Below are 19624 nucleotides of genomic sequence, written 5' to 3' on the forward strand. Positions count from 1 at the left end.
GGCGGCGTCAGCGCCGCGAACGCGGCAGGGGTGGCAGGCCCGGGATCGGGGTGGCGGGGGTGCGGACAGCGGTGGCGTGCATGAGGGATCTCCTTACAAATTCAAGGCAAGCCCGCACTGTAGGGATGTCTTTTCATCTTTAAAACCTGTCTTTTCGATACCATTCATCTGGTTTTTACGAACCAAACAACCCCGCCCCGTGCCCCTGCAGGCCGTTGGGGCACGCACGCCATGAGCCAAAGCTTCAACTACCGCCATCTGTATTACTTCTGGGTGGTCGCCAAGGAGGGCGGCATCGCGCGCGCCGCCGAGCGGCTGGACATGGCCGTGCAGACCATCAGCGCCCAGGTGCGCTCGCTCGAGCAGGCCCTGGGCACCAGCCTGCTGCGCACCGAAGGGCGCAGCCTGGTGCTCACCGAAGCCGGCGTGGCCGCGCTGCACGAGGCCGACCACATCTTTGCCCTGGGCGAGCAGCTGACCCACCGCGTGCGCGAGGCCGCCAGCGGCCAGACGCTGCGGCTGAACCTGGGCATCTCGGACGGCATCGCCAAGCTGGCCATGCACCGGCTGCTGACGCCGGTGCTCGACGAGCCGCACCTGCGCCTGCTGTGCCACGAGGGGGAATTCCAGCCGCTGCTCGGCGAGCTCGCGCTGCACAAGCTCGACGCAGTGCTGGCCGACCGCGCAGCACCTCCGAACCCGGCCCTCAAGACCACCAGCCAGCTGCTGGGCACGAGTGCCGTGGCCTGGTATGCGCCGCCTGTGTGGGCCGAAGCGGCGGCCCGGCAGTTTCCGCAGAGCCTGGCCGTGGTGCCCGTGCTGCTGCCCACCGACCATGCCGCCATGCGCGCGCGCATCGACCACTGGCTGGAGCGCGAGCGCATCCGCCCGCGCATCGCGGGTGAGTTCGAGGACAGCGCCCTGCTGAGCACCTTTGCCGCCACGGGCATGGGCGTGATGCCGGCGCCCGTAACGGTGGGCGCGCACCTGCTCAAGACCCACGGCCTGGTGCAGGTAGGCTCCACGCCCGACGTGCAGGAGCAGTTCCACCTGATCTACAACGCGCGCAAGGTCATGCACCCGCTGCTCACGCGGCTGCTGGAAGCGGCGCAGGGCGGTGCGCTGCTGCTTACTTCGTGAATCGACCGTCGCGGCCCATCATCAGCAGATCGACAAACTTGCCCGAGCTGTGCTGCGTGGCCGACAGCTCCACGGGGTAGCCGCCCAGGTTCACGCTCTTCATCGACTCCATGGCCTGCACCAGGCTGGCGCGCGTGGGCTTGGCGCCGGCGCGCTGCAGCGCCTCGACCAGGAAGCGGGCGGAGATGAAGCCCTCCATCTGGCTGAAGGTGTACTCGGTGATGCCCTTGGCCTTCGCCAGGGTCTGGAACTCGCGCGAGATCGGCATGCTCTGGTTCCACGGCGAGGGCACGACCTGCGAGACCACGATGCCCCGTGCGCGTTCTCCGAGGGCCTTGACCAGTTGCGCGTTGCTGATCACCGAGAGCATGTAGAACGTGGTGCGGTGGCCGGCCGCCAGGTAGGCATCGACGAAATCCACGCTGGGCTTGCCGGCGCTGATGACGATGATGGCCTGGGGCGTGGCCTTGGCGACCGCAGCCACGGCGTCGGCCATCTTCGAGCCGTCCACCTCCAGCGGGGCCTGGGCCACGAGTTCCACCTTGTGGTTCTTGACCGACTTCTCGACCGAGGCCAGGCCACCCGTGCCGAAGGGGTTGTTGAGGTAGACCGCCGCGATGCGCGCGATGCCCACCGAGGCCAACTGCCTGACCGTGGCGTCGAGCTCGGCGGCATAGCCGGCCTTGATGTTGAAGACATAGCGGCTGCCCGCCTGGCGCAGGCCGTCAGAGCCCGTGAACGGCGCGATGAAGGGCACGCCGCGCTCCTCGGCAATCGGCAGGGCGGCCAGGGCCGGCGGCGTGCCGGCGTACTGGAACAGCGCAAGCACCTTGTCCTCGTCGATCAGCTTCTTCGTGTTCTCGGCCGCCTTCTTGGGGTCGTAGGCATCGTCGATGGCGACCACGCGGATCTTGCGGCCGCGCACGCCGCCCGAGGCATTGACGTGGTCGAAATACAGGGCCGAGCCCTGGCGCACTTCGCTGGTCAGTGCCGCGAGCGGGCCGCTCAACTGACACGACTGGCCGATGACGATCTCGCTGTCGGTCACGCCCGCGCTGTCCTGGGCCCAGGCCGTGCCGGTGGCGCAGCCCAGGGCCATTGCGAGTGCGGTGCGCCGGCGGGCGGCACCCGCGCGTGAGAGGGGTTGAACTCCTGCTGCTGCCATGTTGTCTTGTCTCCTGTCGTCTTTATGGTTCTTCATCACAACGCAAAAACCTTCCGGTGCCAGGCCTGGCATGCGGAAGGATGGAAAAACGGGGCTGCCGCCGCGTCACGCAGCAGCCCTGGGAGCGCACTGCCGCTCCCCGAAAAAGTCTCAGGCCACCTCGGCCGGGGCGCGGGCAGTACCGCCCATGCCCAGGTAGGTGTCGATGATGCGGCGGTCGTTGAGCAGGTCCTGCGCGGCGCCCGTGAGCGCCACGGCGCCCATCTCCAGCACATAGGCCCGGTCGGCCACGCGCAGTGCGGCGCGCGCGTTCTGCTCCACGAGCAGCACCGACACGCCATGCGCGCGCAGCGAGGACACCACCTGCAGCACCTCGCGCACGATCAGCGGGGCCAGGCCGAGCGAGGGCTCGTCGAGCATCAACAGGCGCGGGCGCGCCATCAGCGCGCGGCCGATGGCCAGCATCTGCCGCTCGCCGCCCGAGAGCGTGGACGCCAGTTGCGGGCGGCGCTCGCGCAGGCGCGGGAAGATCTCGAACACCTCGTCCATACGCTGCGCCTGGTCGCGCTGGCCACGGCGCCAGCGCGAAAAGCCGCCCAGGAGCAGGTTGTCCTCCACCGACATCTCGCCGAAGAGTTCGCGCTTTTCGGGCACCAGGGCCACGCCGCGCGCCACCATGGCTTCCACGCTGGGGCGGGCAATGCGCTCACCGGCCAGGCTGATGGTGCCGGTGGCCGGCAAGAGGCCCATGGCCGCGCACAGCAGCGTGGTCTTGCCCGCGCCGTTGGGGCCGATGACGGTGACGATCTCGCCCTCGTTCACGTCCAGGCGCACCTGGTGGACGGCTTCCACCTGGCCGTACGACACGGAGAGGTCCTGCAGTTGCAGCAAGGCGGTCATGCGGTGGCTCCTTCGGTGGCAGTGGCAACAGGCAGGTCGTCGTCGGCCCCGCCCAGGTAGGCGTCGAGCACGCGCTGGTTGCTCTGCACCTCCCCGGGCGTGCCCTCGGCGATCACGGTGCCGAACTCCAGCACGGTGATGCGGTCGGCCAGGTTCATCACGAACTCCATGTCGTGCTCCACCACCAGGATGCCCAGGCCCTCGGCGCGCAGCTGGCGCAGCAGGTCGGCCAGGGCGCGCTTTTCGAGGTGGCGCAGGCCGGCGGCAGGCTCGTCGAGCAGCAGGATGGCTGGCTGGCCGGCCAGTGCGCGTGCGATTTCCACGATGCGCTGCTGCCCCAAGGCCAGCGAGGCGGCGGGCGCATCGGCATGGGCGCCCAGGCCGCAGCGCTCGATCTGGCGGCGCGCCTCGGCCAGCAGGGCGGCTTCTTCGGCGCGGTCCAGTCGCAGCATCGAGGCCAGCCAGCCGCGCTGGGCGCGCTGGTGCGCACCCAGGGCGACGTTCTCGACCACGCTGCGCTGGCCCAGCAGGCGCACGTGCTGGAAGGTGCGCGCCATGCCCAGGCGGGCGAAGGCGCGCGAGGGGCGGCGCAGCATGGCCTGGTCTACCAGGCGCACCTCGCCCTCGGTGGCGTCGTCCACGCCCGAGATCATGTTGAAGAAGGTGCTCTTGCCAGCGCCGTTGGGGCCGATCAGTGCATGCACCTCACCGGCCTTCACGTCCATGGACACGTTGTTGTTGGCGACCAGCCCGCCGAAGCGCTTGGTCACGTTGCGCGCCTGCAGCAGCACCGTGCCAGCCGCTGGCAAGGTGCGCTGGCCCAGCTGTGCAGCCTCGCGCACCGCGCGCGGCGCCTCGCGGCGCAGCCAGCGCTCGCCCAGGCGGTTGAGCGTGGGCCACAGGCCATCGGCAAAGCGCTGCAGCACGAAGACCATGAGCAGGCCGAAGACGATGACCTCGAAGTTGCCGCTGGTGCCCAGCAGCGAGGGCAGCACGTCCTGCAGCTTCTCCTTGAGCAGGGTGATCAGCGTGGCGCCCAGCACCGCGCCCCAGAAGGTGGCCGGCACCGCCGACCACGGCCATGAACAGGTACTCGATGCCGATGTTGAGGTTGAACGGCGTGGGGCTCACGAAGCGCTGCAAATGCGCATACAGCCAGCCCGAAACAGCCGCCAGCAGCGCCGCCAGCACGAAGAGCTTGATGCGGTAGTGCGCTGTGTCCACGCCCATGGACTCGGCCATCACCCGCCCCCCCTTGAGCGCGCGGATGGCCCGGCCCTCGCGCGAATCGAGCAGGTTGTGCAGCAGCCACAGCGACACCAGCAGCACCACCCAGATCAGCACGCCGATGGCGCGCGGCGAAGCCAGCGAAAAGCCCGCCACCACCAGCGGGGGCACGCCGGTGATGCCGGTCTGCCCGCCGAGGAATTCCATGTTGCCGAACAGGTAGTACAGCGACAGGCCCCAGGCGATGGTACACAGCGGCAGGTAGTGGCCCGACAGCTTGAGCGTGACCGACCCCAGACCCCAGGCCAGCGCGAAGGTGATCAAAAGGCCGAGCACCAGCCCCACCCAGGGCAGGCCGGCCATGCCGACGATGCCCGAGAGCGCCTGCACCGACGCGGGCGCGGTGCAGATCCAGGCCGTGGCATAGGCCCCGACGCCCACGAAGGCCGCCTGGCCAAACGAGGTCATGCCGCCCACACCAGTGAGCATGACCAAGCCTGCCGCGACGATGGCGTACAGGCCAATGTAGCTGAGCACGACCACGGTGAAGTCGGGCAGGAAGCCCCAGCACAGGGCCAGCAGCGCCACGGCCGCGAGCGTCAGCTGGGTGCGCGTGACGATGCCGCGCGATGGGCCTGCAGTTGGTGCGCTGGCGGCCATCTCTGTCTTGACGGGCGTGCTCATTCCTCATCCTCCACATGGCGGCTGTTGAGCGAGCGCCACCACAGCACGGGCACGATCAGGGTGAACACGAGAACCTCCTTGTAGGCACTGGCCCAGAACGATGCAAAGGCCTCCAGCTGGCCCACGATCAGCGCGCCGAGCAGCGCCATGGGGTAGCTGCCCAGGCCGCCGACGATGGCCGCGACGAAGCCCTTCAAGCCAATCAGGAAACCCGTGTCGTAGTACACGGTGGTGAGCGGCGCGATCAACAGGCCCGAGACGGCGCCGATCAGCGCGGCCAGGGCGAAGCTCACATCGCCCGACAACTCGGTGGGGATGCCCATGAGGCGCGCCCCCACGCGGTTGAGGGCCGTGGCGCGCAGCGCCTTGCCCACCATGGAGCGGCCGAAGAACAGGAACAGCAACATCACCAGCGCCAGCGTGACGCCCAGCACCACCAGCGACTGGCCCGAGACGGGGATGCCGCCGAGGTCGAAGCGCGCCTCCGAGAACGGTGGCGTGCGCGAGCCTTCGGCGCCGAAGAACAACAAGCCCAGGCCCACCAGCACGCCATGCAGCGCCACCGAGACGATGAGCAGCATCAGCACCGTGGCATCGGCCAGCGGGCGATACGCCAGGCGGTACAGCAGTGGCCCCATGGGCGTGATCAGGATCAGCGTGGTGAGCGCCTGCATGCCCAGCGAGGTGGGGCGCAGCCCGAGGATCAGGCCGGCGGCCACCAGGGGCAGCACCAGGCACCACACGACGGTGGCGGGCCAGTTCACGGGGCTGCCGCGCTGAAAGCGCACCGCCTCGACCAGCAGCACCACAGCGGCCATGCCCAGCAGCAGCCACAGCGTGGCGGGGATGCGCCCGCCCTGCATCATGGCCATGGTCAGCGCCCCGAAGGCCACGAACTCGCCCTGGGGGATGAAGATCACCCGGGTCACGGAAAAAACCAGCACCAGCGCCAGCGCCATCAGTCCATAGATGGCGCCATTGACAATGCCGTCCTGCCCCAAGAGCAGGGCGATCTGCAAATCCATATTCGGCTTTCTGTCTATTGAAGGCAGGTATGCCGCAGGGCTGCGCAGGCAGCGGGCACTTCGTCAGCCCGCCGCCCTCGCATCTGCGCTATCAGACCTCGCTGTGCTCGGTCAGGGCTGGTATTTCCAGGTGCCGTTCTCGATCTTGACCATCACGCGGGCGCGCTGGTCCAGGCCCAGGTGGTCGTTCTCGGACATGTTGAAGATGCCGTGGGCGCCGGGCACTTCCTTGATCTGTTCCAGCGCATCGCGCAGGGCGGCGCGGAACTCCACGGTGCCGGGCTTGGCCTTCTTGAGCGCTACGGGCACGGCGGCGGCCATCAGCACGCCGGCGTCCCAGCCGTGGGCGCCGAAGGTGGAGACGCTGTCCTTGCCGTGGGCAGCCTCATAGGCGGCCACGTAGGCGCTGGCCGACTTCTTCACCGGGTGCGAAGCAGGCAGCTGGGATGCGACGAGCACCGGGCCGGAGGGCAGGAAGGTGCCTTCCACGTCCTTGCCGCCCACGCGCAGGAAGTCGGCATTGGCCACGCCGTGCGTCTGGTAGACCTTGCCGGCGAAGCCGCGCTCCTTGAGCGCCTTCTGCGGCAGCGCGGCCGGGGTGCCGGAGCCGGCGATGAGCACGGCGTCGGGCTTGGCCGAGATCATCTTCAGGGTCTGGCCCGTCACCGAGGTGTCGGTGCGCGCATAGCGCTCGTTGGCCACGATCTGGATCTTCTTGATGGCTGCGGCCTTGCCGAACTCCTGGTACCAGCCTTCGCCGTAGGCATCGGCAAAGCCGATGAAGGCCACGGTCTTCACGCCGGCATTGGCCATGTGGTCGACGATGGCCAGCGACATCATGATGTCGTTCTGCGGGGTCTTGAAGACCCATTTCTTCTTGGCGTCCATGGGCTCCACGATGCGCGCCGAAGCGGCCATGGAGATCATGGGCGTCTGCGCCTCGGCGACCACGTCGATCATGGCCAGTGAGTTGGGCGTGGTGCTCGATCCCAGGATGATGTCGACCTTGCTTTCGCTGATCAGCTTGCGCGTGTTGCCCACGGCCGTGGTCGTGTCCGAGGCATCGTCGAGCACGATGTAGTTGACCTTCTGGCCGCCGATGGTGCGCGGCATCAGGGCGATGGTGTTCTTCTCGGGGATGCCCAGCGAGGCGGCCGGGCCGGTGGCCGACACCGTGACGCCGACGGTGATGTCGGCCAGGGCGGCGCCGCAGGCCAGGGCCGCGGCAGCGGCCACCAGCGCGAGTTGTGCAAAACGGAATTTCATGCTTTTGTCTCCTGTGGATCGTTGTGAAGAAAGGAAGAAAGAAAGAGGTCAGCGCAGGGGGGCGCCCTGGCCCAGGTCCGGCTCTTCGCGGCCGGTGTGTGGTGCACGGCAAGCGTGGCTTCGCATTGTCATGGACGGGGAGGCCTTTCGGCCAGTGGCGGGGGCATGCGCACGGCAGGAAACCCACCAAAGAACAGATCGGCCACGATGGGCGCCATGGTCTCGTAGTCGAGCTCGCCATCGGGCTTGAGCCAGGTGAACATCCAGTTGATCATGCCGAACAGCAGCATGGTCAGCGCCTTGGTCAGGCCTGCGGCGTCGGTGTCGGGGCGCATCTGCGCCAGCGCCTGGGCAAAGACGGCCACCACGGCGCGCTCCTTGCCGAGAATGCGTTCGCTGTCCTCGGGCTGCAGGAAGCGCACGTCCTCGGTCAGCACGCGGTGGGCATGCTGGGCTTCGGCGTACTCCTCGACGAAGCGGTGAATCAGCTCGCGCAGCCGCGCCTCGGGTTCGAGCTGCTTGCCCTGCACATCGTCCACCAGGGCCTGCAGGCGCGAGACATGACCGTCGGCGATGTGCACGAGCAGGTTGTACTTGTCACGAAAGTAGTGGTAGAGCGTGGGCTTGGACAGGCCGCAGGCTTCGGCCACCTCGTTCATCGACGTGGCCGGATAGCCGCGGCGTGCAAACAGCTCGGCGGCATGGCGGAGGATCAATTCGCGCTGGTCGTCGTATCCGGGGGATCGTCCTCGGGCCATGGGCAGGTTTCCTTTGCATCCGGTAGTGAAGGGCCGCCATCTTGCCGCATGCGCAGGCACGGTGGCCACACGGGTCCCGAATCCCTTGCGGGACCCGGCAGCGCGTGCAGCGGTGGATGCCGGCATCGCGTCCATCACCGTTCGTCGAACGACAGCACCACGCTGTCGGTCAGGGGCCGGCACTGGCAGGTGAGCACGAAGCCGGCCGCCACCTCGGCCTTGTCGAGCGCGAAGTTGCGCTCCATGCGCACCTCGCCCTGCACGCACTTGGCGCGGCAGGTGCCGCACACGCCCGAGGTGCATGAGAAAGGCACCTCCAGCCCGGCGGCCGAGGCCGCATCGAGGATGCTGGCCTGCTCGCCCGAGAACGGGAACTCGCGCCTGAGGCCATCGCGCACGATGGCAATGCGGGAGACCTTGGCGTCGCCCGGCAGCGCCTCATGCACCACGGCCCCCACCTGCCCGCCTGCGGGCAGGGCCACGCCGAAGCGCTCCACGTGGATGCGCTCGGCCGGCACGCCGCCGGCCAGCAGCGCGGCCTCGGCCTCGTCGTTCATCTGGAAGGGGCCGCAGATGAAGGCCTCGTCGATCTTCTGTGCGGGGATCAGGGCCCGCAGGAACTCGGCCAGCTTTTCGCGGTTCACGAAGCCCATGTTCAGCGGCGCGTCGGTCTGCTCGGCCGAGAACACATGGTGCAGCACCAGGCGCGTGAGGTAGCGGTTCTTGAGGTCTTCGATCTCCTCCTTGAACATGGTGGACTGCAGCGTGCGGTTGCCGTAGATCAGCGTGAAGCGGCTGCCGGGTTCGCGCGCCAGCACCGTCTTCATGATGGACAGGATGGGCGTGATGCCGCTGCCACCTGCGATGCCCAGGTAGTGGCGCTGCGCGGCGGCCTGGATGGGCACGAAGAAGCGGCCCTGCGGCGCCATGACCTGCAGGGTGTCGCCCACCTGCAGCTGCGCGTTGATCCAGTTGGAGAACACGCCGCCGTTGACCTTGCGCACGCCCACGCGCAGCTCGGCGTCGTCGACGCCGGCGCAGATGGAGTAGGAGCGGCGCAGGTCCTGGCCGCCGATGTCGGTGCGCAGCGTGAGGTACTGGCCCTGGGTGAAGCCGAACACCTCGCGCAGTTCGGGCGGCACGTCGAAGGAGACGATGACGGCCTCGGCCGTGTCGGGCTCGATGGCGCGCACGCGCAGGGGATGGAAGATGACGCTCATGTCGGTGTCTTGTGTGGGGGCGTGAAAAGGGTCTTCACAGCGGCTTGAAGTGCTCGAAGGGCTCGCGGCAGGCCATGCAGCGGTACAGCGCCTTGCAGGCCGTGGAGCCGAACGCAGACAGGCGCTCGGTCTGCGGGCTGCCGCAGCGCGGGCACGCCAGGGCGGGCGCAGCCGCGTTGGCGCGTGGCATGAAGCGCAGCGGCACCTCGGTGCCCGGCGGCAGCGGGCCGGGTGGCGCGATGCCATAGGCCAGCAGGCGCGCGCGCCCTTGCTCGGTGATCCAGTCGGTGGTCCAGGCCGGCGCGCGCTGTAGCGTGGCGTGGGCCGGGCCCAGGCCCGCCGCCTCGATGGCGGCGAGCACGTCCTGCTCAATCACCTCGGTGGCCGGGCAGCCCGAATAGGTGGGGGTGAGCACGATCTCCAGGCCCTTACCCGCCAGACGCACGTCGCGCACGATGCCCAGGTCGCACACGGAGACCGCGGGCACCTCGGGGTCCGGCACGCCGGCCAGCACCTCCCACGCGCGCGCGATGCGGGCGTCGGTGGCTTCCGGGCGGGCAATGGCCTCGGCCATCATCACCACACGCCTCCGGGAAAGCTGCGCTGCAGGTACTGCATCTCGGTCAGGATGAAACCCATGTGCTCGCTGTGCATACCCTGCTTGCCGGTGCTGCGGAACGCCGACTCCGGGGGCGTGGCCAAGCTGGCGGCGGCCAGGATCTGCGCCATCTCGTCCGTCCAGGCATCCTGGAGGTCGGCCCAGCGCGGGCCCAGGCCCGTGGCATGGGCGGCTTCGTCCACGGCGTCTGCCACGAACAGTTCCGGCGTGTAGCGCCACAGGGCCTTGAGGGCCGTTTCGGTGCGGCGGCGCGATTCGGCCGTGCCATCGCCCAGGCGCACGACCCAGTCGGCGGCATGCTGCTGGTGGTAGCGCGCCTCCTTGAGGGCCTTGCCCGCGATGGCAGCCAGCTCGGTGTCGCTGGAGCGGGCCAGCCGCTCCCACAGCAGCTTCATGAGGGTGGCGACCATGGCGTTGCGCACCATGGTGAAGGCGAAGTCGCCGCGCGGCAGCTCCACCAGGGTCACGTTCACGTAGTCGCGCTCGTCGCGCAGAAAGGCCAGTTGGTCTTCGTCGTGGCCCCGGCCCTCGATCTGGCCGGCCCGCGTGAGCACGGCGCGGGCCTGGCCCACGAGGTCCAGCGCCATGTTGGACAGGGCGATGTCTTCTTCGAGCACGGGGCCGTGGCCGCACCATTCGGACAGGCGCTGGGCGAGGATGAGGCAGGTGTCACCGATGCGCAGCAGGTACTGCACGGCCGGGTCCTGGCTGGTGTGGATGCTGGTGGCTTGCATGGCGGGCGCGCTCACATGTGGTCCACGGACTCGGGCAGCACGTAGAAGGTGGGGTGGCGGTAGACCTTGTCCTGCGCGGGATCGAAGTACATGGCCTTCTCGCCCGGGTCGCTGGCCACGATCTGGTCGGAGCGCACGACCCAGACGCTGGTGCCTTCCTGGCGCCGGGTGTAGACGTCGCGTGCCAGCTGGATGGCCATGCGCGGGTCGGCCGCGTGCAGGCTGCCGCAGTGCTTGTGGTCCAGGCCGGCCTTGCTGCGCACGAACACTTCCCACAGCGGCCATTCGGTGGCCATGGCGGGATCGGCAACAGGGGTGGAGGGGGAGGATGGGGTCGTCATGGGGTATCTCGAATGGGGAAGGCTCAGGCAGCGGCGCGGACCGGTGCGTGCTTGGCGGCGTGGGCCAGGGCGGCTTCGCGCACCCAGGCGCCGTCGTCCCAGGCCTTGACGCGGGCGCCCAGGCGCTCTTCGTTGCAGGGGCCGTCGCCACCGATCACGCGCCAGAACTCGCTCCAGTCGATGGCGCCGTAATCGTGCGCCTGGCGCTCCTCGTTCCATTGCAGGTCAGGGTCGGGCAGCGTCACGCCGAGCAACTGGGCCTGCTCGACCGTGGCGTCAATGAACTTCTGGCGCAGCGTGTCGTTGGAGATGCGCTTGATGCCCCAGCGCATGGACTGCGCGGAGTTCGGCGACTGGTCGTCGGGCGGGCCGAACATCATGATGGACGGCCACCACCAGCGGTTCACGGCGTCCTGCACCATGGCGCGCTGCGCCTCGGTGCCCTGCTGCATCATGGTCAGCAGCGCGTCGTAGCCCTGGCGCTGGTGGAAGCTCTCTTCACGGCAGATGCGCACCATGGCGCGCGCATACGGCGCGTACGAGCAGCGGCAGATCGGCACCTGGTTCATGATGGCCGCGCCATCGACCAGCCAGCCGATGGTGCCCATGTCGGCCCAGGTCAGCGTGGGGTAGTTGAAGATCGAGCTGTACTTGGCGCGGCCGGTGTGCAGTGCGTCGATCATCTGGTCGCGCGAGGTGCCCAGGGTCTCGGCCGCGGCATACAGGTACAGGCCGTGGCCGCCCTCGTCCTGCACCTTGGCCAGCAGGATGGCCTTGCGCTTGAGCGTGGGCGCGCGCGAGATCCAGTTGCCCTCGGGCAGCATGCCGACGATCTCCGAGTGCGCGTGCTGGCTGATCTGGCGCAGCAGCGTCTTGCGGTAATGGTCGGGCATCCAGTCCTTGGCCTCGATGAATTCACCGGCGTCGATGCGTGCATCGAACGCTTCCTGGCGCTGCATCTCTTCGGCGCTGCGCAGGGCCTTGGCGTCGCCGCCTTCCTTGCCCATGGTGTCCATGGCCTGGGTGTACATCGTGGTGTCCTTTCGTGGGGGGCGCCGCTCAGCGGGCGCGCTGGTCGATCACGCGGCGGGCCTTGCCCACCAGCGTGCGTTCGATGGAATCGGTGGCCAGCACCTCGACCTGGCAGGTGATGCCCACCAGGGTCTTGATGCGCTGCTGCACCCAGCCGGTAAGGTCCGGGCGCTCGCCGTCGGCCACGCCGGGCTGCAGCTCGCAGCGCACGGTCACCTGGTCCAGGTTGCCGTCGCGCGCCACGAGGATCTGGTACTGGCCCGAGAGTTTGTCGTTCTGCAGCACGATCTCTTCGATCTGCGTGGGGAACACGTTCACCCCGCGGATGATGAGCATGTCGTCCGAACGGCCGACGATCTTGCCCATGCGCCGGAACGCGCGCGAGGTGGGCGGCAGCAGGCGCGTGAGGTCGCGCGTGCGGTAGCGGATCATGGGCAGCGCCTCCTTGCTCAGCGAGGTGAAGACCAGTTCGCCCTCCTGGCCGTCTGGCAGCACCTCGCCGGTTTCGGGGTCGATGATCTCGGGGTAGAAATGGTCTTCCCAGACCACGGGGCCGTCCTTGCTCTCGATGCATTCGCTGGCCACGCCGGGGCCCATCACTTCGGACAGGCCGTAGATGTCCACCGCGTCGATGCCGGACTTGGTTTCGATCTCGCGGCGCATGGCCTCGGTCCAGGGCTCGGCGCCGAAGATGCCGATCTTCAGGGAGCTCTCGCGTGGGTCCAGACCCTGGCGCACGAACTCTTCGTTGATGACCTGCATGTACGAGGGCGTCACCATGATGATGCTGGGCGCGAAGTCGCGGATCAGCTGCACCTGCTTTTCGGTCTGGCCGCCCGACATCGGAATCACCGTGCAGCCCGCGCGCTCGGCGCCGTAGTGCGCGCCCAGGCCACCCGTGAACAGGCCGTAGCCGTAGGCCACGTGGATCAGGTCACCGGCGCGCCCACCTGCTGCGCGGATCGAGCGCGCCACCAGGTCGGCCCAGGTGTCGATGTCCTTGCGCGTGTAGCCCACCACCGTGGGCTTGCCCGTGGTGCCCGAGGAGGCATGGATGCGCGACACCTGCTCGCGCGGCACGGCGAACATGCCGAAGGGGTAGTTGTCGCGCAGGTCCTTCTTCACGGTGAAGGGGAAGTTCGACAGGTCGGACAGCTGCTTCAGATCGGAAGGATGCACGCCCTTGGCATCGAAGGCACGCTTGTAATGCGACACGTTGTCGTAAGCGTGCTGCAGTGTCCAGCGCAGGCGCTGCAGCTGCAGCGCCTGGACTTCATCGCGGCTGGCGGTTTCAATGGGCTCCAGGTCGCCTGGGGCAGGTTGGCGCACGGCCATGGATGTCTCCTGTGGGTCTATCTAGGTAGGGGGGTCAGCGGCCGGCGGCATCCAGCGGCACGGTGGGCTTGCCCTTCATGCAGTACGAGCGGCCGCGGAACACGGCGATCGCTTCGCCGCGCTGGTTGTGCACGTTCACGTCGTACACGCCGGTGCGGCCGGCCAGCGAGACCTCGCGGGCCTCGGCCGTGAGGCGGTCTCCCTCGCGTGCGGGCGCCAGGAAGTCGATGGACAGGCCCGAGGCCACGGTCATCTCGTTGCGCGCATTGCACGAGAAGGCGAAGGCCGAATCGGCCAGCGTGGTGATGAAGCCGCCGTGGCAGATGTCGAAGCCGTTGAGCATGTCGGCGCGCACGGTCATCTCGAGCGTGGCCTGCCCCGGGCCGATGGCCATGATGGCGATGCCCAGGCCCTGCGTGGCGCGGTCGTTGGCCAGCATGCCGCGGCGCACATGCTCGGCGATGGCCTGGGGGTCGAGCGTGGAAGTGGTGGAATCCATGGGGTACTCAGCGGTCTTTGAACACGGGGACGAACTTGCCGATGAAGGCCTCGACGCCCTCGCGGTAGTCGGCGGATGCGCCCAGCGTGCGCTGCAGTGCAGCCTCGTGCGCCAGGGCCTGGCCGAAGTCCATCTGCGCAGCGGCGTCCATCGCGTTGCGCGTGGCCACCAGCGCCTTCACCGGCATGGCGGCCAGGCGCTGGGCCAGGGCCTGGGCTTCGTCCTGCAGGGCCGCATCGTCCACGCAGCGCCAGATCAGGCCCAGGCGTTCGGCCTCGGGTGCGGGCAGCTTGTCGCCCAGCAGCGCCAGGCCCAGGGCCTGGGCGCGGCCCACCAGGCGCGGCAGCAGCCAGGTGCCGCCGGTGTCGGGCACCAGGCCGATCTTGGTGAAGGCCTGGATGAAGCTGGCCGAGCGCGCGGCCAGCACCAGGTCGCAACCCAGCGCCAAGTTGGCACCCGCGCCTGCAGCCACACCGTTGACGGCGGCCACCACCGGGATGGGCATGCTGCGGATGCGCAGGCACAGCGGGCCGTAGAGCTTGTCGATCACCTCACCCAGGTCCTTGGGCGCGGCGCCGGGTGTGAGGTCCGGTGCCACGGCCGGGTCGGCCAGGTCCTGCCCCGCGCAGAAGGCGCGGCCCGTTCCCGTGAGCACCACGCAGCGCACCTCGGCATTGGCCGCGGCCGCCTCCAGCGCGGCCAGCAACTGCGCATGCAGCTCGGCCGTGAAGCTGTTGAGCGCGGTGGGCCGGTTGAGCGCCAGCGTTTGCACGGCGCCCGACTGCGTCACGAGGACAAGGGGTTCAGACATGGATGCTCCTGCCTACCAAGGTGGGGAAAAACTCGTTCTGATCGATCACAAACATTATTGACCGACCGTTCGGTAGAGAATAAACTTTCCACAACCCTGATGCAAGTCAAACCCCTCAGGGCAAACCCTAAACGGAGACAAATACATGCCCCTGTTCGATACCCACCGCGCCCTGCTCGACGGTGCCCTTGGCGCCCTGGCCACACGCGGCCACTGGACACCCTTCCCCGAATCGCCCTCGCCCAAGGTCTATGGCGAGACCGGCCAGGCCGATGGCCAGGCGGCCGTGGCTGCCTTGCTGGGCAAGGACTTCCCGCTGCAGCAGCCCGGCGAGCGGGGCCGGCTGGCCACCGAGCGCTCGCCCTATGGCGTGGCACTGGACGTGCGCTACCCCGATTGCGACGTGCACGCGCTGGTGGCCGCAGCCCAGGCCGCCGAACCGGCCTGGCAGGCGCTGGGTGCACGGGGCCGCGTGGGCGTGCTGTTGGAGGCGCTCACGCGCATCCACCGCCGCAGCCACGAGATCGCGCATGCAGTGATGCTGACCACCGGCCAGGGCCCGATGATGGCCTTCCAGGCCGGCGGTCCGCATGCACAGGACCGCGCGCTCGAAGCCATTGCCTACGCCTGGAAGGCCATGGCCGACGTGCCCGGCGAAGCGATCTGGGACAAGCCCCAGGGCAAGAACCCGTCGCTGGTGATGCAAAAGCACTACGAGATCGTGGGCCGCGGCGTGGCGCTGGTGATCGGTTGCGCGACCTTCCCCACCTGGAACACCTACCCCGGCCTGTTCGCGGCGCTGGCCACGGGCAACCCGGTCATCGTCAAGCCCCACCCCAATGCCGTGCTGCCGGCCGCGATCTCGGTGGGCATCCTGCGCGACGTGCTGGTCGAGCAGGGGCTGGACCCGAACACCGTGACGCTGGCCCTGAGCCCCCGCGCCGAAGACACGCAGGCCCTGGCCACGCACAGCGGGGTGGCCAGCATCGACTTCACGGGCAGCAACCAGTTCGGCCACTGGCTCATCGACAACGCCCGCCAGGCCCGCGTGTATGCCGAGATGGCCGGGGTGAACACCGTCATCATCGAATCCACCGACCAGTACGCGGCGCTGTTGCGCAACCTGGCTTTCACCCTGTCGCTGTACAGCGGCCAGATGTGCACCACCACGCAGAACCTCCTGGTGCCGCGCGGCGGCATCACCACCGACGAAGGGCACAAGAGCTTCGAGCAGGTGGGCGAGGACCTGGCGGCCGCCGTGACCGAGCTGGCCTCGAACCCGCGCGTGGCCACCTCGGTGCTGGGCGCCGTGGGCTCGCCCGAGACCGTGGCGCGCATGCAGCAGGCGAGCAGCAAGGGCCGTCTGGTGCTGGCCTCGGGCGCCCTGCCCCACCCCGAGTTCGCCAGCGCGCAGATCCACACGCCGGTGATCGTGGCGCTGGACCAGGCCGACAGCGCCATCTACGGGGAGGAATGCTTCGGCCCCGTGTCCTACCTGGTGGCCACCGATTCGGGCGCGGCCAGCCTGCAGGTGGCCGAGGCCACGCTGCGCACGCACGGCGCACTGACCCTGGGCGTTTACTCCACGGACCGCAGCTATATCGACGCTGCCCTGGCCCTGGGCCGGCGCACGCGCGTGGCCCTGTCCATCAACCTCACGCAGGGGGTGTTCGTGAACCAGTCCGCGTCGTTCTCGGACTACCACGCCACGGGCGGCAACCCGGCGGCCAACGCCACCTACACCAGCCTGGCTTTCGTGGCCGACCGCTTCGTGATCGTGCAGCGGCGCGAGCATGTGGCCGCGCCGGCTGCGCAGTAAGCGGCTTCAGCGCTGGGGCATGTCCTTGACGGAGTAGCCCAGGCTGACGGTCGCGTCTTCCGGGATGGCCGGCATGGTGGCGTTCCACGCCTCCCATGCCGCGCGCATCGCGGCCAGGCGCCCGGGGTCCACTTGGGCGCGGTTGGCACGCTCGCGCTCGTCGTCGGCCAGGTTGAAAAGGTAGTCGTTGCCGTCCACGCGCAGGTACTTCCACTCAGCTTCGCGCATGGCGCGCTGGCCGCGGTGGTTCATGCGCCAGAACAGTGGGCGCTCGCATTCCCAGTCGGCATCGCGCAGCAATGGCATCAGCGAGGTGCCGTCGAGCGGGTAATCCGCATCGGCGGCCACGCCGGCCGCGTCGAGCATCGTCGCGGACCAGTCCATGGTCATGCAGCTGTGCAGGCTCTCGCCACCCGGGGCGATCACGGCAGGCCAGTGGGCGATCCACGGCACGCGGATGCCGCCCTCGGTCAAGTCCATCTTGCCGCCCACCAGCGGCCAGTTGTCCGAGAAGCGCTCGCCCCCGTTGTCGCTGGTGAAGACCACCAGCGTGTCGCGGTCGATGCCATGGCGGGCCAGCGCGGCCATGATGCGGCCAATGCCCTCGTCCATGTGGTGGATCATGCGGCGGTAGGTCTCGATGTTGCCGCCGTGCAGGTGGAACAGGTTCTGGCGCACCTCCTCGGCAAGCGCGGCATCGTCGCGCGTTTCCCAGGGCCAGTGCGGTGCCGTGTAGTGCAGGCTCAGGAAGAACGGCGTGCCGGCCTGCGCACCGGGCGCCATGCGCTCCACGAAGTCGAGCGCATGCTCGGTGATCAGGTCGGTGAGGTAGCCGTCCTGCTGCGTCTCCTCCTCCCCCAGGTACAGGTCGTGCTGCCCGGCAGAGCTGCAGTGCGTGAAGTAATCCACCCCGCCCGACATGGGGCCGAAGAACTCCTCGTAGCCCGACTGCAGCGGCCCGAAGGCCGGCGGGTAGCCCAGGTGCCACTTGCCCATGAGCGCCGTGCGGTAGCCGCCGGCGCGCAGCAGCGAGGGCAGCGTGGGGTGCGATGGCGGCAGGCCCAGCGTGGTGCTGCCCCGGCTCTTGCTGTTGATGGGCTCTTCGGCCGCGCCACGCAGGCGGTACTGGTAGCGCGCCGTCATCAGCGCAAAGCGCGTGGGCGAGCACACGGGGGAGTTGGAATAGCCCTGCGTGAGCTTGAGGCCCTGCGCGGCCAGGCCGTCGAGCACGGGCGAGACCGCGCCGAAGGCGGCCTCGCGCCCGCCGTAGCAGCCCAGGTCGGCATAGCCCAGGTCGTCAGCGACGATGAAGAGGATGTTGGGGCGCTTTTGCTGCATGGCGATCAGGGTTTGAAGCCGGAGCGTTGCACCACGGGCGCCCATTGCGCACGGTAGGCCTTGAGCATGGCCTCGGTCTGCGCCATGCTGCTGGCCACGGGCTCCATCTTGGCGGCCTCGAACTTGCGGCGGGTGTCAGGGTCCTTCATGACCTCGTGGATCAGGCCGGCCAGGCGCTCGGCCTGGGCCTTGGGCATGCTCATGGGCGCGAAGAAGGTGTTCCAGCCCGTGGCGGCCAGGTCCATGCCGCCTTCCTTGAAGGTCGGGATCTTGGTGTCCAGCGGGCTGCGCTTGGCGCTCGATACCGCGAGGATGCGGATCTTGCCGGCCTCGTGCTGGGGCAGCAGGGTGTCGAAGGTATCGAAGGCCACCGGCACCTGGCCGCCGATCAGGTCGTTGAGCAGGGGGGCCGAACCCCGGTAGCCGATCACCTCCGCATTGACCTTGGCGGCATCGCCCACCATGAGGCCGAAGAAGTGCGGCAGGCTGCCCGTGGCCGGCACGCCGAAGTTGGCCTTGTCGGGGTTGGCGCGCAGCCAGGCGATCAGGTGCGGCAGCTCGCGCACGGGCACGGCGCTGGAGACGGCCACACCGAACTCGTAGCTGTTGACATGGCTCACGGGGCGGAAATCGCGCTCGGCGTCATAGCCCGCATCAGGGAAGACCAGCGGCGCCACCAGCATCACGGCCGGGTTGGCCAGCAGCAGCGCGGGCTGGTTGGCCGGCGCGCTCTTGACGGCCTGGGCCGAGAGGCGGCCACCGGCACCGGTGCGGTTCTCCACGATCACGGGCGAGCCCAGCTTGGCCTGCAGCTTGTCGGCCACGATGCGGGCCACGCGGTCGCTGGAGCCGCCGGGTGCGTAGCCGACGATGATGCGCAGCGGTGCCTCCTGCGCCTGGGCCAGGGAGGCGGACAGCGCCAGCACGGCGGTGAACACGGAGGCGAGGGGTTTCCACATGGCGATGCTCCCGAACGAATAACGATAGAAGAAATGGCGCACTGTATCGGGCCCACAATCGATTGATCTAAACAACCATTGCCCGGACATACCCTGATGCCCGAACCTGCCGCCCCGCCCCGGCTGGCCGACCCCGAGACGGCCCAGCACCTGCTGATGTACCGACTCAACCGCCTGCTGGCCGTGGCCGGCAGCCTGGTGGTGCGCCTGTGCGAAGGCGGCTACGGCATCACGCGGCGCGAATGGGGCCTCTTGATGTGGCTGGCCGAGCGACCAGGCATGCCCCCGGCCGAACTCGCCGAGCGCCTGGGCCTGGACCGGGCCCGCACCTCGCGCGCCATCACCTCGCTGCTGGGCAAGAAGCTCATCACGCGCGAGGCCATGCCGGGGGACCGCCGCCAGGCCGTGCTTTCGCTCACCCCGGCGGGCCAGGCGGTGCATGACGCCCTGTTCCCGCAGATCAAGGCGCTCAACCAGGGCCTGCTGGCCGGGCTGGATGCAGGCGCGGTCGAGGCGCTCGATGCCAGCCTGGCCCACCTGCAGCGCCAGGCCGAGGCCCTGGTGGCCACCCGTACTGACGTGCCGCGCACCTACCGGCTGCGCGGCGGGCGCAACCCCGAGTAGCGGCGTTTGCCCGCCGTACGGATCGCCTTCCCCGGCACGCCATTGGCCGCCGTACAGGAAAAACGGGCTTTGGCACACCGGAACGCGGCCGGTGCCGCTATCCTGTGGCAGCGGGGCGCACTGCGCGC

General features: G+C 68.9%; 18 protein-coding genes and 1 pseudogene. 3 read left to right on the forward strand and 16 right to left on the reverse strand.

The window, feature by feature from the left end:
• Positions 1 to 231: 231 nt before the first annotated feature.
• Positions 232 to 1140, forward strand: a complete 909-nt coding sequence (locus tag AC0IZS_RS05530) for a LysR substrate-binding domain-containing protein (RefSeq protein WP_471634721.1) — start codon at positions 232 to 234, stop codon at positions 1138 to 1140.
• Here AC0IZS_RS05530 and AC0IZS_RS05535 read toward each other — a convergent pair.
• The 14 genes and pseudogenes from AC0IZS_RS05535 to AC0IZS_RS05600 all read right to left on the reverse strand — a co-directional run bounded on the left by AC0IZS_RS05535 (position 1130) and on the right by AC0IZS_RS05600 (position 14756).
• Positions 1130 to 2305 carry an ABC transporter substrate-binding protein gene (locus tag AC0IZS_RS05535; protein WP_471634722.1) on the reverse strand — a complete coding sequence of 392 codons (1176 nt, stop codon included), beginning with the start codon at positions 2303 to 2305 and terminating at the stop codon, positions 1130 to 1132. The genes AC0IZS_RS05530 and AC0IZS_RS05535 overlap by 11 nt on opposite strands.
• A gap of 150 nt (positions 2306 to 2455) precedes the next feature.
• On the reverse strand, positions 2456 to 3205 hold the full coding sequence (locus AC0IZS_RS05540) for an ABC transporter ATP-binding protein (RefSeq protein ID WP_471634723.1): 750 nt from the start codon (positions 3203 to 3205) through the stop codon (positions 2456 to 2458).
• Positions 3202 to 5092: pseudogene (locus AC0IZS_RS05545) on the reverse strand (branched-chain amino acid ABC transporter ATP-binding protein/permease). The gene AC0IZS_RS05540 and the pseudogene AC0IZS_RS05545 overlap by 4 nt, the downstream one beginning before the upstream one ends.
• Positions 5093 to 5112: 20 nt before the next feature.
• A complete protein-coding gene (locus tag AC0IZS_RS05550) occupies positions 5113 to 6141 on the reverse strand; it encodes a branched-chain amino acid ABC transporter permease (RefSeq protein WP_471634724.1) in 1029 nt (342 codons plus the stop codon).
• 111 nt (positions 6142 to 6252) lie between these two features.
• Entirely contained in the window at positions 6253 to 7407 is a 1155-nt protein-coding gene (locus AC0IZS_RS05555) for an ABC transporter substrate-binding protein (RefSeq protein ID WP_471634725.1), read from the reverse strand.
• A gap of 128 nt (positions 7408 to 7535) precedes the next feature.
• Positions 7536 to 8165 (reverse strand): TetR/AcrR family transcriptional regulator, encoded by a 630-nt coding sequence (locus AC0IZS_RS05560; protein ID WP_471634726.1) that lies wholly within the window; start codon positions 8163 to 8165, stop codon positions 7536 to 7538.
• 134 nt (positions 8166 to 8299) lie between these two features.
• Positions 8300 to 9385, reverse strand: a complete 1086-nt coding sequence (paaE, locus tag AC0IZS_RS05565; protein WP_471634727.1) for a 1,2-phenylacetyl-CoA epoxidase subunit PaaE — start codon at positions 9383 to 9385, stop codon at positions 8300 to 8302.
• 34 nt (positions 9386 to 9419) lie between these two features.
• Entirely contained in the window at positions 9420 to 9962 is a 543-nt protein-coding gene (gene paaD / locus AC0IZS_RS05570) for a 1,2-phenylacetyl-CoA epoxidase subunit PaaD (protein WP_471634728.1), read from the reverse strand.
• The gene (gene paaC, locus AC0IZS_RS05575) at positions 9962 to 10738 is read right to left on the reverse strand and encodes a 1,2-phenylacetyl-CoA epoxidase subunit PaaC (protein ID WP_471634729.1); all 777 of its coding nucleotides are present in this window, start codon (positions 10736 to 10738) and stop codon (positions 9962 to 9964) included. Before paaC ends, paaD begins: the two co-directional genes overlap by 1 nt.
• Before the next feature lie 11 nt (positions 10739 to 10749).
• A complete protein-coding gene (gene paaB / locus AC0IZS_RS05580) occupies positions 10750 to 11079 on the reverse strand; it encodes a 1,2-phenylacetyl-CoA epoxidase subunit PaaB (protein WP_471634730.1) in 330 nt (109 codons plus the stop codon).
• A 23-nt stretch (positions 11080 to 11102) separates the two neighbouring features.
• The gene (paaA, locus tag AC0IZS_RS05585) at positions 11103 to 12110 is read right to left on the reverse strand and encodes a 1,2-phenylacetyl-CoA epoxidase subunit PaaA (protein ID WP_471634731.1); all 1008 of its coding nucleotides are present in this window, start codon (positions 12108 to 12110) and stop codon (positions 11103 to 11105) included.
• Positions 12111 to 12138: 28 nt separating this feature from the next.
• Complete coding sequence (gene paaK / locus AC0IZS_RS05590) at positions 12139 to 13446, reverse strand: phenylacetate--CoA ligase PaaK (protein ID WP_471634732.1); 1308 nt, start codon at positions 13444 to 13446, stop codon at positions 12139 to 12141.
• A gap of 34 nt (positions 13447 to 13480) precedes the next feature.
• Complete coding sequence (gene paaI, locus AC0IZS_RS05595; protein WP_471634733.1) at positions 13481 to 13945, reverse strand: hydroxyphenylacetyl-CoA thioesterase PaaI; 465 nt, start codon at positions 13943 to 13945, stop codon at positions 13481 to 13483.
• Between the two features lie 7 nt (positions 13946 to 13952).
• On the reverse strand, positions 13953 to 14756 hold the full coding sequence (locus AC0IZS_RS05600; RefSeq protein WP_471634734.1) for an enoyl-CoA hydratase-related protein: 804 nt from the start codon (positions 14754 to 14756) through the stop codon (positions 13953 to 13955).
• A gap of 145 nt (positions 14757 to 14901) precedes the next feature.
• Between AC0IZS_RS05600 and paaN the strand changes: the two genes are divergently transcribed.
• Positions 14902 to 16575 carry a phenylacetic acid degradation protein PaaN gene (gene paaN / locus AC0IZS_RS05605; RefSeq protein ID WP_471634735.1) on the forward strand — a complete coding sequence of 558 codons (1674 nt, stop codon included), beginning with the start codon at positions 14902 to 14904 and terminating at the stop codon, positions 16573 to 16575.
• Positions 16576 to 16581: 6 nt separating this feature from the next.
• Here paaN and AC0IZS_RS05610 read toward each other — a convergent pair whose 3' ends face one another.
• Both AC0IZS_RS05610 and AC0IZS_RS05615 read right to left on the reverse strand, forming a co-directional pair.
• Positions 16582 to 17913 (reverse strand): sulfatase family protein, encoded by a 1332-nt coding sequence (locus AC0IZS_RS05610; protein ID WP_471634736.1) that lies wholly within the window; start codon positions 17911 to 17913, stop codon positions 16582 to 16584.
• A 5-nt stretch (positions 17914 to 17918) separates the two neighbouring features.
• Positions 17919 to 18872: a tripartite tricarboxylate transporter substrate-binding protein gene (locus AC0IZS_RS05615; RefSeq protein WP_471634737.1), complete on the reverse strand. Its 954-nt coding sequence runs from the start codon at positions 18870 to 18872 to the stop codon at positions 17919 to 17921.
• A gap of 96 nt (positions 18873 to 18968) precedes the next feature.
• On the opposite strand from AC0IZS_RS05615, the gene AC0IZS_RS05620 reads away from it, so the two are divergent.
• The gene (locus AC0IZS_RS05620) at positions 18969 to 19496 is read left to right on the forward strand and encodes a MarR family winged helix-turn-helix transcriptional regulator (protein WP_471634738.1); all 528 of its coding nucleotides are present in this window, start codon (positions 18969 to 18971) and stop codon (positions 19494 to 19496) included.
• Positions 19497 to 19624 lie beyond the last annotated feature (128 nt).

It is taken from the genome of Acidovorax sp. AC410 (genome assembly GCF_979253235.1).

Excerpts from the sequence above, each read along its gene's own strand:
- AC0IZS_RS05535 (WP_471634722.1), bottom strand. The coding sequence starts at position 2,305 with ATGGCAGCAGCAGGAGTTCAACCCCTCTCACGCGCGGGTGCCGCCCGC.
- paaK (WP_471634732.1), bottom strand. The coding sequence starts at position 13,446 with ATGGCCGTGCGCCAACCTGCCCCAGGCGACCTGGAGCCCATTGAAACC.
- paaE (WP_471634727.1), bottom strand. The coding sequence starts at position 9,385 with ATGAGCGTCATCTTCCATCCCCTGCGCGTGCGCGCCATCGAGCCCGAC.
- AC0IZS_RS05600 (WP_471634734.1), bottom strand. The coding sequence starts at position 14,756 with ATGTCTGAACCCCTTGTCCTCGTGACGCAGTCGGGCGCCGTGCAAACG.
- paaN (WP_471634735.1), top strand. The coding sequence starts at position 14,902 with ATGCCCCTGTTCGATACCCACCGCGCCCTGCTCGACGGTGCCCTTGGC.
- AC0IZS_RS05540 (WP_471634723.1), bottom strand. The coding sequence starts at position 3,205 with ATGACCGCCTTGCTGCAACTGCAGGACCTCTCCGTGTCGTACGGCCAG.
- paaB (WP_471634730.1), bottom strand. The coding sequence starts at position 11,079 with ATGACGACCCCATCCTCCCCCTCCACCCCTGTTGCCGATCCCGCCATG.
- AC0IZS_RS05610 (WP_471634736.1), bottom strand. The coding sequence starts at position 17,913 with ATGCAGCAAAAGCGCCCCAACATCCTCTTCATCGTCGCTGACGACCTG.
- paaC (WP_471634729.1), bottom strand. The coding sequence starts at position 10,738 with ATGCAAGCCACCAGCATCCACACCAGCCAGGACCCGGCCGTGCAGTAC.
- AC0IZS_RS05615 (WP_471634737.1), bottom strand. The coding sequence starts at position 18,872 with ATGTGGAAACCCCTCGCCTCCGTGTTCACCGCCGTGCTGGCGCTGTCC.
- AC0IZS_RS05620 (WP_471634738.1), top strand. The coding sequence starts at position 18,969 with ATGCCCGAACCTGCCGCCCCGCCCCGGCTGGCCGACCCCGAGACGGCC.
- AC0IZS_RS05550 (WP_471634724.1), bottom strand. The coding sequence starts at position 6,141 with ATGGATTTGCAGATCGCCCTGCTCTTGGGGCAGGACGGCATTGTCAAT.
- paaA (WP_471634731.1), bottom strand. The coding sequence starts at position 12,110 with ATGTACACCCAGGCCATGGACACCATGGGCAAGGAAGGCGGCGACGCC.
- AC0IZS_RS05530 (WP_471634721.1), top strand. The coding sequence starts at position 232 with ATGAGCCAAAGCTTCAACTACCGCCATCTGTATTACTTCTGGGTGGTC.
- AC0IZS_RS05555 (WP_471634725.1), bottom strand. The coding sequence starts at position 7,407 with ATGAAATTCCGTTTTGCACAACTCGCGCTGGTGGCCGCTGCCGCGGCC.
- paaD (WP_471634728.1), bottom strand. The coding sequence starts at position 9,962 with ATGATGGCCGAGGCCATTGCCCGCCCGGAAGCCACCGACGCCCGCATC.
- paaI (WP_471634733.1), bottom strand. The coding sequence starts at position 13,945 with ATGGATTCCACCACTTCCACGCTCGACCCCCAGGCCATCGCCGAGCAT.
- AC0IZS_RS05560 (WP_471634726.1), bottom strand. The coding sequence starts at position 8,165 with ATGGCCCGAGGACGATCCCCCGGATACGACGACCAGCGCGAATTGATC.